Origin of the sequence: Enterobacter sp. MGH 16, assembly GCF_000493175.1 — a bacterium.
Classification (GTDB): Bacteria; Pseudomonadota; Gammaproteobacteria; order Enterobacterales; family Enterobacteriaceae; genus Enterobacter; species Enterobacter roggenkampii.
The window spans coordinates 1,577,295-1,593,862 of the sequence record NZ_KI535695.1; the positions used below are offsets into that span (position 1 = coordinate 1,577,295).

Below are 16,568 nucleotides of genomic sequence, written 5' to 3' on the forward strand. Positions count from 1 at the left end.
TTTTTTGTGCTGTCGGATTTGGACTCATAGCGGTAACGGCTGGCGGGTGCTATGAGTCGCTCGAAAGCAAATCATCTCGTACGAAGAATTCGCTTAACCAATGCAATAGCAATGACGGCCAGTATGATTGACAACAGTGCCAGGAAGATGAGCAAGGATAATAGTGGATTTAACAAGCCACCTAAACTGGTGAAGTCGCTGAGACGGCCAAGTTGCTCGGACGTGCATACACGCAGAATGATCTCAGGTATAATAAGCAAAAAAATAATGACGGTCAGGACATAAATCAGAGCACTCTTGCGCTTTCCCATTTTCGATGTTGCCCCTCTATCAAACATGATCAATGATAATAAGGTAATGATACTGCAAGGTTATATAAAATGGCACAAAACTATTTGCAACTGAAAATGCAGTCGAATAAACAGTTAGCTATTGCACTAACAAACTCGCTTAGAGACATGCATGAAGATCATATGGCAACTCTGGAAAAGGTGAAACAGGGAACGCAGCGCCTGGTTAGCTACGGGGCATGTTTGATGCCAGACGAGTATTATCGTAACGCATGCCGTGATACCTGGCGTGAAGACAAACGCTTAGTCCTTGCCTTAGGTGAAATTTACAACCGAAAAGATGTCACTTTAGACATGGTTGAGATCTATTTTAGGAAAACTCTCATTAGGCTTGGCGAACAAAAGAGCAAAGACCTGATTACTAATATCCATAACTTGTTGGGTAAAGCTGCTGACCATGCATCGGCTAAAGCCAGCAAGCTAGCCCTCTCCTTTACTCTTGCGAACCTGATCATAAACAGCAAAGATTTTAAGCAAAATCATATCAGGCTTGTGAACTCATTCTCGACTTGGTTCGTTAATGGTGCAACGCTTTACTCAAAGGCTCAGGTAGCAGCATCTGCGGCTAATCGACTCAAATTTCAGGATCCGCAGTACTACCAGGCACTTTATAAAGAAAATATCGAGATGTTATACTTCTTAATCGAACCACAAATGTCTGAAATCATTTATCAGGTAAACTCTGGGGATAATAACGAGCAAGTGATAGGCGACGCCTTGTACGAGATACTGCGAAAATGAAGCAAGCGATGTTATGGCTTTTGAAGTCGTTCTTTTACTTGGTTCCTGCGTTGCTTATTGTTATTGGGATATATTTATTCGTACGGTTTGTACCGGATTATGCCGCTTTACTTAGCGTCGCTTGGGTGATTACCATTTCTGTTATATATATTAGATACAACAAATGGTATTAATATAAACTTAATTCAAAAAACCTCTTACCTTGAACTTGTGCAAGGTAGGAATAAATCTGGAAATTTTATGTCCCCGCAATATAAAAGGCCTTCACAGAAGTTTTTAAAAGCACCTCTATACATTGAACAAATCGATATGAGACTCACCACATTGTGATGCATCTCATATCGATTAATTTAAATTTTTGCAAGATCATCTATCATCTGCGGATTTTTTGACATAAATGACAAATATGAACGACCTATCGCAGTTAATTTGTAACCATTATGTTCTTCGACCATAAGCCCATTACTAACTGGATATGCGATGTATTTTATCCAATCCCATTCAGAAAACGCATCTTTGTAAATTGCTTTTGTCGATTCGAACTCTCGGATTGCTTCTTCTTTACGGATAAATCCTGCATTATTTGCCATATTACAAAACATATTATACTGTGAACGAAAGAGGAGTTTATTTATCTCGTTATACCTCACACCACTTTGTATTATTGATATATCTCGAGCAAGCAACTCGACTTTTTCCTTATCATCAATATTTAATGCAAGCAAATGCTTCATGACTCTTTGATATATTTCCTCACTAAACTCCGTTTTATACAGGAGATGTCTAGTCCTTATAGCCTCTACACTCATTTCATCAGGTAAGTCAGTTGCATGAGTACTAACCGATGAAATAGGATCTAGGGATTGTTGAGCAGCCACGAATTTTGCAGATAATCCAGTAGTAGAAGCTGAAAGTTCCGAGACTGTGTTTTTTGTAAAAAAGAAACGAATTGCTCCTGATATTTTATTGTGGAATCCTATTCCAATTAGAAGAACGACAATTGGCCATGCCATATTTTTTACAAGCTCGACAATTAATTTTGGTGTCCACGTGCATATCAACTCTGACATTAATATTCCTTAATAATAACCAGTCATTTTTATGATGGTAGTTTAGCGAACCAGAACCCAAGATCAAATATTTTCATTCGTGTTGCACAAAATGTTAAAACTCGAAGTTTCAGGGCTTTGATAATGATCACATCTACGATATTTTTGCTGCCCGGAGGCGGTGTAGTTGACGCTACTTTCACTGGCGATTCGATATAACGCTCGCCCCTCTCATTGGTCACAAGCGTTGCGCTACAGGTGATACATGTGCACCGTGACAGTCGATTTTTATGGCCTATAACTGCTCTTAGTAAACCGTGAAGCCTTATCTGCCGACTGTCCATTTACACCAGCAACAAAAAGCCCCACAAATGTGAGGTTTTGTTGTCATCCCTAAATCACCTCCTGGGGAGGTGGTGATTGATCCTGTAAGGCTATAGCCTGCAGAATACCCATGTCGGAATATCTCTTCTTACTCACCACAAGTAAAAGGAGACAGACTGACATGGGGCTTTACAGGAGTTCATCACATGTATATTGGCGTTGCAAATACCACATAGTCTGGACGCCAAAATATCGATTCAGGATCCTCAAAGATAAGCTGGGTAAGGAACTTTACAGGACAATCTACATCCTCTGCGGAATAAAAGGTTGTGAAGTTCTGAAGTTAAATGTTCAACCAGATCATGTACATCTTGTGGTTATCGTGCCGCCTAAAATTTCCATATCGACGTTGATGGGGCATCTTAAAGGTCGCAGTGCCATCAGACTCTACAATCGTTTTCCACATATAAGGAAGAAGTTATGGGGAAACCATTTTTGGTCACGCGGCTACTTTGTCGATACGGTAGGGGTAAACGAAGAGATCATCAGACGACATGTGCGGCATCAGGAGAAAACGGAACAAACGCACGAACAGCAGATGGAATTTCTAGAATAGAAACAGGAATGAAACAATAGCCCCCCTTACAGGGGGCATTCTGGAAAGCCACCTTCTAAGAAGATGGTCTTTTACTTTGATAGAATATTGAGTAACCTGCTTCAATATCGAAATATTCAGCAAAGAGCCACACAATTCGGCTTGTTTTATAAATTTACCGGCAAATAACATACCATTGAAAGCGCGTGAGTTTTGCGCATGTGCGCTATCAAATTTCTTCGTTAGGTAAAATATTTCCCCAGTCTATAACCTTATTTACACCACCAGGACAAAATACACCCTGCGCATTTGTTCCGAAGTACAAATCGGTTACTTGCTCAAGACAATCTAGAAATGCTTTCAGATGTTCCCCAGTACACCATCCTTTGTTAGAAACTTGGAAGAACCAATCTAAAACTTCAGAGCCTGATGATAATCTATTAACATTAAAGTCATATACTTCCGTTCCGGCACTCCAGAACGAAACAACACCACTTTCAGGATCAAACGTCACAGGCTTTTTTTGTTGGAATTTTTCAAAAAAGTTGTCTGGGGATTTTGTTCTCGCATGAGAATAAGCATTTTTTCTGCTAAGCCTCAGGATTTCTTCCAAAATATCTCTATCATTCCGAGTATTAACTTGATTCCTGGATATCTCTGGAGCATTAGTAATAGCTTCAATTTTCGATGTTAGTCGAGGCCAGAAAACCTCAAAAGTCGAATGTAATGTCTTCTCCTCAAGTTTATCATCTCCTAGCATATTATTTATAGAACGGAGGAGTTTAAGTGCCTCGGATTGATTAAAAACAGAGCACTGGAATTGAACTAAAGGACCGATTACTTCTGCTGGTGTAACTCCGAATAACAAAGGACAAACTCGAGAGGTTTCTAGACTTTTAGATAATGCACCAGCTTCGAACATTAGCCATGGAGCATCTAAATTTGTTGGAGTCAATACAATAATCCCTAACTTAGAAGATTCCAATTTATTTGAAATTTCCGTACTCCATCGTTGACCTTTATTTATATCCTCAGGAGAAAAATAAGGTTTTACCGCTTGAATTACGCATGGTATCCATTCTCTTATAGCCTCTGCAATTGCCCGACTTCTTTCACCAGACCAGCTTATAAATAACTCCATATTATACCCCCCACGATTAGTACAAACGAAATTTTAGAGGTTTGCTCGAACCCCGACTCAATTTAATTGAAAAACCATTACATCACATAACTTAATGTTTTTATTGCATAATTTCAATATATCAATTCAATTTTTTCCAGATAAAATGACAATGATCATTATTACCTTGTAAAACAGGATTATCCATCACCAGACACCGTAATTCGACTGTCAAAAGCTCTCCTTTTGCCCCAAGTGCTATTTGTTATAAGAGCAAAAAAAGACCTAAATTTTTAACAAAAAAGTTAACAATGGAATTTAAACCGATTAACTCCCATATTTAATACTTACATGCCGCTTCCAACATAAAAATTATATCCAATGTATTTATTGCAGGCTTGACGGCGAAGGATGTGGTGGCAGTGGCACGACCTCAACCCGGTGAAACGATAAAACACGAAAGGGCTTCGGTCGTGACAAAAGTGCAACTACAACCGTTTTTTATAGCTTCTAACAACTATTAATCAAACGTAAAACCTTTGCTGGTGCGTCTTTCCAGTTACACCCGCTACAAAAAAGCCCCCTAAGGAGCCTCTTTTATTATATCAAGCCTGCACCGGCAACCTAAAACTCGAAATACTCCGTGAAAGCTGCTGCGCCTGCTCTTCCAGCGAGGCCGCTGCCGCGGCGGACTGCTGCACCAGTGCGGCGTTCTGCTGCGTCACGCCATCCATCTCGGTCACCGCCTGCCCGACCTGGCCGATCCCGCGGCTCTGCTCTTCAGAGGCGACGGAGATCTGCTCCATCAGCGTATTCACTTTATTCACCGACGAAATGATCGCGTCAATCACCTCGCCCGAGCGGCTGACCAGCTCCGCACCGTTTTTCACGCTGGAGACCGACTGCGCGATCAGGCTTTCGATGTCTTTCGCCGCCACCGCGCTTTTCTGCGCCAGAGTGCGCACTTCGCTGGCTACCACCGCAAAGCCGCGTCCCTGGGTACCGGCGCGCGCCGCTTCAACCGCCGCGTTCAGCGCCAGGATGTTGGTCTGGAAGGCGATGCTGTTAATCACGCTGGTGATGTCTTCAATGCGCTTCGAGTTCGCCGCGATGGTATTCATCGTGTCGATGACTTCACGGGTTACCGCTTCACCGGTGTGGGCATTTTTCACCGCGTCCTGCACCAGTTTTCCGGCCTGATACACATTGTCGGTATTGTTCGCCACCGTCGCGCTCAGCTCTTCCATGCTCGCTGCCGTCTGGGTCAACGCGGAAGCCTGCTGCTCGGTGCGAGACGCCAGGTCGATATTCCCGGAGGCAATCTCCTGGGCGGCGTGCGTCACGGTATGGCTCGCATCACGCACCTGGGCGATGGTCGCCAGCAGCGCCTGACGCATCTGCTCCATCGAGCCCATCAGATGGTCAATTTCGTTGCCTGTACTCCCCTTCACCGGCACCGGAATGTCCAGCTTGCCAGCCGCAATCTGGCTGCAGTGCTCGCGCGCCAGGTTGATCGGCGCAAAGACAAAGCGCTTCATCAGCAGGCTAACGGCGATAATCACCACCACAAACAGGCTGGCGATAGCAGCAACGATCGCCAGGCCGGAGACGAAGCTACTGCTCGCATCTTCGTTCAGGCTTTTGGCGTATTTCTGGTGGACGGAAAGGACCTGGTCGAGAACGATCTCGTACTGGCGGTCGAGGCGGGAGACTTCCGGGATGAGCGCGTTAAATCTGGCGACATCGTGCGCCTCGGCGGCATCGATCAGCGGCGCCAGCCCCTGGTTGCGGTAGTTTTGCCAGGCTTCCTGATAGGCCGTCACCAGCGGCGCTTCATCGCTCAGACGCGGCGACGCCATAAAGGCCGCAAAGGCGTGGTCCGCTTTGGTCAGCGCCTCTTTCACGGCGGTAAGCTTTGCAGCGCCGTCCGCCGCGTTGCCCGCTTCCACCATCTTCACATACTCCATCACCCGCACGCGCAGCGTACGGCTGTGGTTGATGGGGTCAATAATGGACAGCACAACCTGGATCTCTTTGTTGACGTTATCCAGCGAATTATTACTTTTAATGATGAGGCCAACGCTGGTGACGGTGCTGACAACAAAGAAGAAAAGCAGCGAGAACAGGACAATCAGGGACGACTTTTTCAACGACATAAACCAATACCTCAAGGAGAATTATTCCTTATGGTTATCGGCCATTCCAAAACTTAAATTAATTAAAGTTATTGAAGTATCGAACCGGGCTATTTCGCTGACTTATAGCGTCGCTGCAGGGTGGCATTAAGCTTGCGCTGCAACGGCTGCGGCGTCTCCCCCTCGATTAATTTGCTAATCAAATCAAAGCAGTGCCACGCCAGCTGGCGGTTATCCTGACGAATGGTATCCACCGGGATCGTCAGCGAATCGTAGAGATAGTGATCGTCAAAACTGGCTAACCTGATATCGCTTTGCAGCAGGTTATGCTGGCCCATATAGCGTAGCACCCCTTCCAGCAGCCCGCAGGCGGCGGCGAAGAGCGCTTTCGGCGGACGCCCCAGGCGGGCACAGAGTTCAGCAAACATCTCGTATCCGGAGCTCGGATGATAGTTGCCGTGAATGATCCACTCGGGCCGCAGCGCCACGCCGGCCTCACGCAGCCCTTGCTTAAAGCCTTCCAGGCGGTCGCGCGTGGGCGACAGCCGGGGCTGGCCGCCGAGAAAGTAGAACTCATCAGGATGCTGGCGCGCAATGTCGGCCACCAGTTCGGTCGTCGGGGTAATGGAATCGGTGATCACCAGCGGCAGCGCGCTGTCGTTGATATGGCGGTCAAACAGAACCACCGGCAGCTGCTCGCTCAGTTTATGGTAGTCCGCGTCGTTGAGCATGCTGGAGGCCACAATCAGCCCGTCCACCTGGCGCGCCACCATGTTGTTCACCACCACCGTCTCCTGCCCCGGGTTTTCATCGCTGCAGGAGATCAGCAGCTGAACGCCCGCCTCGCGACACAGCGTTTCCAGCTCGTGAGAAAAGACGGCAAAACCGTAGTTGGTGATCTCCGGGACCACCAGACCAATGGTGTGGCTGCGGTTATCGCGCAGTGACCGGGCGTGAATGCTGGGCTGATAGTGGTGCTCTTTTGCAATTGCCAGCACGCGCTCGCGCGTCTCTTCCGCCACGCGAAGCTCTTTGCTGCGACCGTTCAGGACCAGGCTGGCGGTGGCTTTTGACACACCCGCCAGCTCCGCGATGTCTTTAATGGTGACGCGTTTTGTTTTTCTCACAACGACTTAGATCCGGCTGCCAAAACCCTCATTCTATCATGCAGGCGCGCAGCGACCAGTAGCGTAATGTGATATCGGACGCACCTTCGAATCGCACCCGGGCCGGATGGTCAGGAAAATAGCGGCTGCTCATCACCCCTTCGCCGTGGTTAATGAAGATTTCGACGCTGGAGCGGTCGCACAGGACGCGCAAATGACGGACGTCGCCCTGCCAGTAGCGGGTCAGCGTTTCACCGGTTTTCAGGCTCGCGCGTTCAAGACGTATACCCTGCTCATCGACCATGAGACGCAGCGCGCCGCCAAAATCGACATTCACCTGCGATGCGCTCAGCTCAAACTCCAGGCGCGTCGCGTCCAGTTCGGGCGCGTCGCTGGCGCGCCCCTGCCAGTGCTGCTCATCTTCACGCAGCGCCGCCTGCTCGCGCGCCGGGGTCTGCCAGAGCCTGCCGTCGCGGAAGCGCAATTCTCGCGGGCAGGTCATCTGGTGCATCCAGCCGTGCGCCCGCGTGGGCTGAAGCATCTCTTCCCCGTCCGGTACGCCCATCCAGCCAATCAGGATGCGGCGTCCATCTTCCGCCAGCGTGGTTTGCGGGGCGTAGAATTCAAAGCCCGCGTCCAGCTCGTGCAGCTCGCCGTGATCGAACGTCGCGCGGGCATAGTCAAACGCCCCGCTCATCCAGGTAGCCGGATAGGTATTGAGGTAGCGATGCGGCTCGCGCGCCAGCCCCTGCGGGCAGCAGATCAGGACGTGCGTCCCGTCGAGATCAAACAGGTCCGGACACTCCCACATATAGCCCGCGTCCGTCAGGCCGTTAACCCCGTGACCGGCGATCTCCCCGCAGGATGTCCAGGCGTGCAAATCGGCTGATTTAAAGAGCAGCACCTTGCCGCGCTTCTGCACATCCTGCGCGCCGAGCACCATGTACCAGTCCCCGTCGTGCCGCCACACCTTCGGGTCGCGCACGTGGCCGGTGTAGCCTTCCGGCAGCGCCAGCACCGGCCCCAGCTTCGTAAAGGTCCCGTCCGGCTGCTCCACGGCCAGGCACTGCCAGGCGGTGCGGCTGCCGTCATCGAACTTGACGTTGCCGGTGTAGCACAGGGTCAGTACGCCCTGGTTATCGACGGCGCTACCGGAGTAGCAGCCGTTGCGGTCATACGCTTCGTCGGGCGTCAGCGCCAGCGGCTCATGCTGCCAGTGCACCAGGTCCGCAGAACTCCAGTGCCCCCAGCACTTAAAGCGGTGCTCGCAGTCCAGCGGGTTCCACTGATAGAACAGGTGATAGCGGCCAGCAAACCAGATAAACCCGTTCGGGTCGTTCATCAGCCCCGTCACCGGCGCGGCGTGCCATTGCGGATAATGGCTGTCCGCCAGCGCCCGCGGCTGACCTTTCATAACGGCCTGCAGGATCGCAGGCCAGCGGGAAGGTAACGTCATTATTCAGAGTCCGTTTTATATTTCAGCAGCAGTGAGACGGTAAACGCCACGCCGAAGGCAATCACCATGCCGATAATATAGTTCAGCAGCGAGCTGGCCTGCACGATGGCCATACCCGGAATGGCGGTCAGCCCGACGGCGGTCATGTACACGTGCACGGAGACCACCCAGGCCCCGCCCACCGCACCGCCAATCAGCGCGCCGATAAACGGCTTAACGAAGCGCAGGTTGATACCAAAAATGGCCGCTTCGGTGATGCCCAGCATTGCAGAGAACGCCGACGGTAAGGTAATGGCTTTGATTTTGGCATCTTTGGTTTTGAACCACACCGCCAGACAGGCGCCACCCTGCGCCACGTTCGCCATGGCCCAGATCGGCAGCAGGAAGTTAACGCCAATCGACGGATTCCCCAGCAGCCCGGCTTCAATCGCGTGGAAGCTGTGGTGAATACCGGTGATCACAATCACCGAATAAAGTCCCCCGAACAGCAGCCCGGCGAGCCAGCCCGCGTGGGCGATCAGCGTGCTCAGAATAAAGGAGATACCGTCCCCCAGAGCGCGCCCCGCCGGGCCGATAATCAGCAAGGCGATAAAGCCGGAGATAACCACGGTGAGGAACGGCGTCAGGATCAGGTCTAACGCATCCGGGATCGCGCGACGCAGGTTTTTCTCGACGATGCTCATGAACCAGACGGCCAGCAATACCGGGAATACCGTGCCCTGATAGCCAATCATCGCGATCTCAAGGCCGAAGAAGTTCATGGTGTGGAAGCCCGACGCCACGCCCCAGGCGTTGGTCAGCGCCGGGTGGGTCAGAATGCCGCCCAGCGTCGCGCCGAGGTACGGGTTACCGCCAAATTCGCGCGCGGCGGTAAAGCCAATCAGAATAGGCAGAATGATAAACGCCGCCGAGCTGCACATGTCCAGCATGATGTAGAGGGCGTTATCCGCATTGACCCAGCCGTAGGTTTTCACCATGCCGAGCAGGCCCATCAGCAGACCGGACGCCACAATCGCGGGAATGATCGGCACAAAGATGTTGGAGAGTAAGCGGGCAATGCGCTGGAACGGGTTCAGCTTGCGCGCCGCCAGATCCGCGGCTTCCGATTTGCTGGATTCGCTAATCCCGGCCGCCTGAATAAATGCGGCGTACACCTTGTTGACCACGCCCGTGCCAAAAATCACCTGCATCTGCCCGGCGTTACGGAAGCAGCCTTTCACGCCGTCAACCTTGCCGATGGCCTGCTGATCCGCCAGCGCGTCATCAACCAGCACCAGACGAAGACGCGTTGCGCAGTGCGCCGCGCTGGCGATGTTTTCCTTGCCGCCGAGCAGCGGAATAAGCTCGCGGGCGATTTGATTAAAATCCATAGATACCTCTGCCTGACTTCTTTTTATGATGTGCGAAACGCTCCCGCCAGGCGGGAGCGTGATGGGTTAAAACCAGGTTTCCATCTGGACCCCAAAGTTCCATTCCCCGCCAGCGTTGAAGCCGCTGCTGCCAAAGGCATCATCGCTGGCGTAATTATCCAGTTTGCTGCTCCAGTCCATCCAGGTGGCAAACAGGCGCAGTTCCGGACGGCTGAAGAAATCGCCGATTTTGCTCGCTTTTAACGTCGGCGCAAAGGTCAGCTTGTAGAAACTGCCGTTCACGGCGTTGCGGTCCTTATAGCCCTCCGGGTTTAAATCCATGTACTGGTAGCTTCCCTCAAACGCCAGCGCGAAATTCTGGGTGACCTCTTTGATCAGGCGGGTATTGAGCGTTACCCACTCATAGCTATCGCCCTTGACGTAGCGATCTTTACTGCTCTGTGCCAGAACGGCGGGCGCAACGCTCCAGCCACCGCCGATTGGCGTGACACCGTAACTTGCGAAGCGCCAGGTATCCGCCTCAGACAGCAGCGCGCCGTCGGAGCCGATGCTTTTTACCTCCGCACCCAGCCCGTGACCATAAAGCAGCGCCGTTTTGGCGGTCCCTTCACGCAGGCCGTAGAAGCTCTCATTGTGCAAGCCTACCAGGGCATGAACGCCGTGATTGGCGGCATCCGTTTTAATCAGATCGCCGTTAGTGTCTTTACGGTCGTCGTTATCCTTCGCCCGCAGCCCGCTCACCATCAGCTGGAACGGGCCAGCGAAGTGGTTCATGCTGAGGATATAGTTCTGAACGTTGTTGTCGGTCTGCTCCACGCTGCCGAAGTTGCGGCCATAAATAGAGAAGTTGCTGCGCAGCGAATCGTTCCACTTCACGTCGTAAACGCCGCCGCCGGTACCGGCCAGGAACACCACGTCGGAATCCAGCCAGTGGATGTCAAAGTTGTCGCGGTCGAAGCGTTTACCCGCCCAGAAGGTGCTGCCCTTCAGCGCGCCGGTAAAATCAGGCAGGTTGCCCAGCTCCGCGAAGGCCTGACGAATATTGAGGTCGCTGGTATCGGCAGACCAGTCGTTATAGGTTCTCTGACCGTCGGCCAGCATCGCTTTAAAGCGCGTGGTCGCCCCGTTATCCAGGGTTTGCTTGTGCTCCAGGTTCAGCTCGACGTAGGTGTCGGCTTCGTTACCCAGACGCCCTACCGCACCGCCGGTTTCACCGGCTGGGGTCAGGTAAGGGCCGCTTTTGCTGCTGGAGGCGGCATCGTTCATCAGCAGGCCAGAGCGGGCATAGCCGTGGAACTCAAACCCACCGGTCTGATCCGCCTTCTTCTCCAGCGCGGTGGTGCGCTGCGCCACCTCCTGGGTTGTCGTTTGCGCCTGCTGCTGAGCGGCAACCAGCTGCTGCGTTTTTTGTTCTGCTGCCGCAGCGCGCTTCTCAGCCACCTGCGCGCGCGTTTCCGCGTCCTGAAGGCGCTGCTCCATCGCGGCAAGACGCGCTTCAATACTGGACATATCCGTCTGGGCAAAAACAGAGGTACTTCCGGCCAGCATGCCTATCATCACGGCAAGTCTGCGTTTTTTATACATTTTGTCGCATCCCTAAAAGAAGTCATTAAACGTGCTAAATTGCTAAACCGGTTTAGGTTGCTGATACTAAACCTGTGAATTTTGGTTCGGCAATCTTTTTTGCTAAACCGATTTAGTAAGTGTGATCGAGGCGACAATTCAGGCCGCCGGATGGCGGCCAGGAGAGGAGAAATTACAGGTCGTGCTGCCAGGGCAACGCGGTCATCGCCCCTTTGGCGGTGGTGGCCAGCGCGCCGCAGCGCTGGGCGAGCGCGATAACCGGCGTCAGGTCCTGTCCGGCGGCCAGCCCGTAGAGCAGCCCCGCCACAAAGGCGTCGCCCGCGCCGGTCGTATCAATGCACTGCACAGGCGTTGCCGGGTAGTGTTTTACGGTACCTTCATGCCACGCGGTTACGCCCGCTTTTCCCTGGGTAACCAGCACCAGACGCGCCGGGCAGCGCTGCATCAGCACCTCCAGACCAACGTTGACCTCCGCGCTGCCGGTGAAAAAGGCCAGCTCTTCTACCGAAAGTTTCACCACGTCGGCGCTTTGCAGGGCCTGCTCCAGGCAGCCATGCAGTGCGTTCTCATCCGGCCAGAGGTCCGGGCGAATATTGGGGTCGAAGCTGACGTAACCGCCCGCCTCACGAATGGCGGCCATCGCCTGAAACGTCGCAGTCCGGCTCGGCTCGGCGCTTAAGGCGATGGAGCAGACGTGCAGCCACTCCCCGGCGCTGAACGTCGGCAGGTCGTCGGGTTCGAGAAACAGATCGGCGCTTGGGCGCACCATGAAGGTAAACGAGCGCTCGCCGTGGTCGTCGAGATCGACAACCACCGTTGAGGTGCGGTGCGCCGGGTCAAGGCGCATCCACGTCACGTCAACCCGCTCGTCAGCGAGCGTTTTCGCCATAAAGCGCCCGAAAGGATCGTCGCCAACCCTGCCGATAAAGGCGCTCTGGCCGCCCAGCCGGGCAATACCGACCGCGACGTTCGCCGGCGCGCCGCCGGGACACTGCAGTAATCGACCTTCTCCATCGGGCAGCAAATCCACTACCGCATCGCCAAGTACCCAGATTTTCTTCATGTGATCCTCGCAGCTAAACCATGTTAAACCGTTTTAGCTATTTAAGCACAGGCCGGGCAAAGGGGAAATAACGGGAGGGAAAATTGGCTTACCGCACCAGATGCGGCCAGTGGATATCGCCGACGCCATTAAGCTGCGGCCGGGCAAACAGGAATCCCTGAAAGCGGCGGATTCCGGCCGATTCGAGCCAGCACCACTCCTCAATTTTCTCGATGCCTTCGGCCACCAGGGTGATTTCAAGATCGGAGCAGCAGCTGATGATGGAGCGCACAATCGCCTGTTTTGGGCCGCTCAGGTGGATGTTGCTGACAATCTCACGGTCAATTTTAATTTTGTCCGGCTGGAAGCGGGTCAGCAGCGAAAGCCCGGCATAGCCCGAGCCAAAATCATCGATCGCCAGGCCAATCCCCTCGCCGCGAAGCTGCTTGATGGCGCTGTTAAACTGGTTGAGCCCGGAGATTATCTCGTTTTCAGTGACTTCAATGACCACCTGCTCCGGCTGAAGGCCATGTTTTTTAATCTGTTCGACCAGAAATTCCACCGCGCCAGGGACATTCACCAGCGACATGGGCAGCAGGTTTACCGCGATTTTATGGCTACCAATGCCCAGCTTTTCCGCCAGCGCAAAGGCATAGGCTTTCGTCTGGAGATCGACTTCGTAGACGTTGTCCGGATTGACGGTGCTGAAGAAATGCTCCGGGCTGCCGCCGTCGTTGCCGCGGATAAGCGCCTCAAGGGAGCTGATCTTCCCTTCCGAGGGCTCGACAATAGGCTGCAGCGCAAACTGGCAGGTTTGTCCGGCAATCAGGCCCAGGTGTTCGCCAAAGGGTAGCGTTTCGGTCGAGAGCGTCCATTTGTCCGCCGTGTAGCGTGCCCCCGACGGGGCCGGACGTTTACCGGTTATAAAGGTCTGAATAAATTTGAACACCCGATCGTCGGAGGTCAGATAGCTGTCCAGCTTGCTGTAGCGCAGCACCGACTGCAGCACCTCTTTCGGCGACTGCGTTTGCAGGTCGAACAGCAGCATACCGACGTTTTCGAAGCGTCTGCGCGGACCATAGTCCCGCAGCAGTTCTACCACCCCGCTGTGCCGCTTGTCCTCGCGGATTTTATGGAACAGTTTGACCACACTCTCTTCCGACCCTTCGAGGATCTGCAGAACGTCATTCCCTTTTGCCAGGAGGACGCCGGTAATGTTCAGTTTTACGTTGCGGCCCCTGGCGCGCTCCACCAGCTCCCGCAGTTCGGTGGACGGGCGGGATAAATTCAACTGGCTTCGGTAGATCAGCGTCGTCAGCACAAAAAGGGGTTCCAATGAGAAAGAGAGGTATCTTGAAGCTACTGTTTAACATACTTCATCAAAGCAACCTAACATATTCAAGATACTTGGGGTCTGAGATTAGCATCGAAAATCATAATGCTAATAGTTCACGCTACCAAGAAAGATCTGAACTTTGATGGGAATAAACCTTTTAGAATGGCTTTTTATGAATCCTTTTACTTTTCGATTTTTATAGTTTAAAAGTTACCCAAGAACGAACCACTAATATCATACGTTTTTATCGTTATAAATCAAAAAGTTAACCTTATCTCGATTAATGGCGTATACTAAAACTCATATCATAAAAAGTGGTAAGAATTCATTTTATTATCTTAATAAGTGGTTTAGAGGTTTCTAAAAAAACTGTAATGATTCTAGGGTGATAACATATTCTCCTAACATACATACTTCATCTTTCAATGAGGTTACAAATGGAATTCAAAGCACATCCTTTATCAGTTGATAACTTACTTTCCCTAAGAAAACAATATTATGTCTCCAGGAATCAACGAGAATTTTCATGGGTTGAAGAGCAACTACAAGAATTTTGGTTTGATCTTCTCTCTAACATTAAATATGAAGCCGATAAATTTGATCATCAAGAATATTTTTTAGGTGCAATTGTTTTGGCTGGGAACGAAGATGGATTTAGACTCAGTATTGTTGATGGTCAACAACGCCTGACAGTTATCACAATATTAATCTGTGCTATTTGTGAACGACTCAAAGAACTCGATAGTGCTAGTATTGGTGAAAGTTTTTATAATAACTACATCGAAGGGATAAGCATCGATGAAAGTGATGATAGTGATGAGTCTGCAAAATATTTTAAGCTTGACAGACAGTCAGAAAGCGATTTTTTTAAACTAGCAATTCAATTTTACACAAAAGAAAAGAGCAATACAAATAATCTTGAAGATGAATTACTGAAACAGGCTTATAATTATTTTTATGATAGACTCGCATCAGAGGAAATAATATCTGAGTTATTTAAAATTCAACCCAGCGAAGTTGATAATCAAGCAAAAATAAAATTTATTCGTGCTATCGCAAAGCAATTAACCACTAAAGTGAAAATTATAAGGGTGATAGTTGATAACGAGGATGACGCTTATGTTATCTTTGAAATTCTGAATGCAAGAGGAATGGATCTTGACTCAGCAGATCTTATTAAAAACAAAATATTTAGTGAGATGAGGAAAACTCACCCTATTGATTATGCAGAACGTGGGTGGAGTAAAATGATTAATGAATTGTCGGAACGTAATAAAAACTTTAAATTAACAAACTATATAAGGCATTGGTGGAGCGGTCATTATGTAGTAGTTAGTGAAGGCTCTCTTTATAAGTCATTTAAACAAAAGATCATCTCAGGTGAGTTAGATAGTGCAACTTTCCTTGAAAAAATTAGCTCTGATGTAACAATATACTCCAAAATACTCGATCCTAGATTTGATGATTGGAGAGAACAACATGCCAAACAGATATATTACAGCCTCTTGGCATTAAAAATCTTTAACGTTAGTATATGTCGACCTTTTCTATTATCATTATTCGAATGTTTTAACAATAAAAAATTAAGATACTCAGAATTGGCAAGTACACTAAAATTAGTTGAAAAATTTCATTTTCTTTTTAATGCAATTGGCTCATTACGCCCTTCTGGTGTCGAAAACACTTATTCATTTGCAGCAAGAAAACTTCTCGAGGCAAAAAACAAACATGAAGCAAGAGCAGTTCTAACAGATTTAAAAAACAAACTAGCCAATAGAATTCCTCCTGAATCTTCTTTTATCCAAAAATTCAGGGAGATTAAATACACAAAGAAAAAAACAACTCATCGCAAATTGATTCAATATATTTACTTCACTATCGAGCGACATATAAGAGGTAATGATGAAGTCATTCCATTAGATATTACACTTGAACATATAACACCTCAGTCATCGAACCTGCCTTTCATTGGAATGATTGGAAACCTTATTCCTTTAGGGTCTAACATTAACTTAAAAGCAGATACATTACCATTCACAAAAAAAATTGTTTTATACAAAGATAGCAACTTCCGGTATACAAATCATTTTTATTATCTTTATAAAAAGGAGACATCATGGACAGAGCAACACATAAAAGACAAAACTGATGAGTTGGCTCAACTGGCTTACCAGACAATATGGAAAATTTAAATAATTAGCAAAGGGTGTCTATGATGGCACCCTAACCTTTTCGAGCAACGTGGTATTAGTCTCCTACTAGATAAAATCCAAATGTTTGATAAATAATTTCATACAGCAAATATTAGAAAAAGTAAATAATATATATTGTATATTTAATTTTGATGTTATAGCCATTAA

General features: G+C 49.6%; 12 protein-coding genes. 3 read left to right on the forward strand and 9 right to left on the reverse strand.

Going from position 1 to position 16,568, the window contains the following annotated elements:
* The first annotated feature begins 380 nt into the window (after window positions 1-380).
* Window positions 381-1,091, forward strand: a complete 711-nt coding sequence (locus L362_RS15185) for a hypothetical protein (protein WP_023344181.1) — start codon at window positions 381-383, stop codon at window positions 1,089-1,091.
* Between the two features lie 350 nt (window positions 1,092-1,441).
* Here the strand turns inward: L362_RS15185 and L362_RS15180 are convergent, their stop codons facing one another.
* Window positions 1,442-2,161 carry a hypothetical protein gene (locus L362_RS15180; protein ID WP_023344182.1) on the reverse strand — a complete coding sequence of 240 codons (720 nt, stop codon included), beginning with the start codon at window positions 2,159-2,161 and terminating at the stop codon, window positions 1,442-1,444.
* 484 nt (window positions 2,162-2,645) lie between these two features.
* Here L362_RS15180 and tnpA point away from each other — a divergent pair, with 484 nt between their 5' ends.
* A complete protein-coding gene (gene tnpA, locus L362_RS15175) occupies window positions 2,646-3,080 on the forward strand; it encodes an IS200/IS605 family transposase (RefSeq protein ID WP_023344183.1) in 435 nt (144 codons plus the stop codon).
* A gap of 208 nt (window positions 3,081-3,288) precedes the next feature.
* On the opposite strand, the gene L362_RS23760 is transcribed toward tnpA, so the two are convergent.
* From L362_RS23760 to L362_RS15140, 8 genes are all read right to left on the reverse strand, one after another.
* The gene (locus L362_RS23760) at window positions 3,289-4,200 is read right to left on the reverse strand and encodes a TIR domain-containing protein (RefSeq protein WP_023344184.1); all 912 of its coding nucleotides are present in this window, start codon (window positions 4,198-4,200) and stop codon (window positions 3,289-3,291) included.
* A 584-nt stretch (window positions 4,201-4,784) separates the two neighbouring features.
* The gene (locus tag L362_RS15170; protein WP_023344185.1) at window positions 4,785-6,335 is read right to left on the reverse strand and encodes a methyl-accepting chemotaxis protein; all 1,551 of its coding nucleotides are present in this window, start codon (window positions 6,333-6,335) and stop codon (window positions 4,785-4,787) included.
* 89 nt (window positions 6,336-6,424) lie between these two features.
* A complete protein-coding gene (locus tag L362_RS15165) occupies window positions 6,425-7,441 on the reverse strand; it encodes a LacI family DNA-binding transcriptional regulator (protein WP_023344186.1) in 1,017 nt (338 codons plus the stop codon).
* A 28-nt stretch (window positions 7,442-7,469) separates the two neighbouring features.
* Window positions 7,470-8,876 carry a sucrose-6-phosphate hydrolase gene (locus L362_RS15160; protein ID WP_023344187.1) on the reverse strand — a complete coding sequence of 469 codons (1,407 nt, stop codon included), beginning with the start codon at window positions 8,874-8,876 and terminating at the stop codon, window positions 7,470-7,472.
* The gene (locus tag L362_RS15155; RefSeq protein ID WP_023344188.1) at window positions 8,876-10,246 is read right to left on the reverse strand and encodes a sucrose-specific PTS transporter subunit IIBC; all 1,371 of its coding nucleotides are present in this window, start codon (window positions 10,244-10,246) and stop codon (window positions 8,876-8,878) included. The genes L362_RS15160 and L362_RS15155 overlap by 1 nt, the downstream gene beginning before the upstream one ends.
* A 66-nt stretch (window positions 10,247-10,312) precedes the next feature.
* The gene (locus tag L362_RS15150) at window positions 10,313-11,830 is read right to left on the reverse strand and encodes a carbohydrate porin (RefSeq protein ID WP_021240175.1); all 1,518 of its coding nucleotides are present in this window, start codon (window positions 11,828-11,830) and stop codon (window positions 10,313-10,315) included.
* A 172-nt stretch (window positions 11,831-12,002) separates the two neighbouring features.
* Window positions 12,003-12,893, reverse strand: a complete 891-nt coding sequence (locus L362_RS15145) for an aminoimidazole riboside kinase (RefSeq protein ID WP_008501695.1) — start codon at window positions 12,891-12,893, stop codon at window positions 12,003-12,005.
* Window positions 12,894-12,981: 88 nt separating this feature from the next.
* Window positions 12,982-14,193, reverse strand: a complete 1,212-nt coding sequence (locus tag L362_RS15140) for a diguanylate phosphodiesterase (protein ID WP_023344189.1) — start codon at window positions 14,191-14,193, stop codon at window positions 12,982-12,984.
* Window positions 14,194-14,645: 452 nt separating this feature from the next.
* On the opposite strand from L362_RS15140, the gene L362_RS15135 reads away from it, so the two are divergent.
* Window positions 14,646-16,400: a DUF262 domain-containing protein gene (locus L362_RS15135; protein WP_023344190.1), complete on the forward strand. Its 1,755-nt coding sequence runs from the start codon at window positions 14,646-14,648 to the stop codon at window positions 16,398-16,400.
* The last annotated feature ends 168 nt before the right edge of the window (window positions 16,401-16,568 follow it).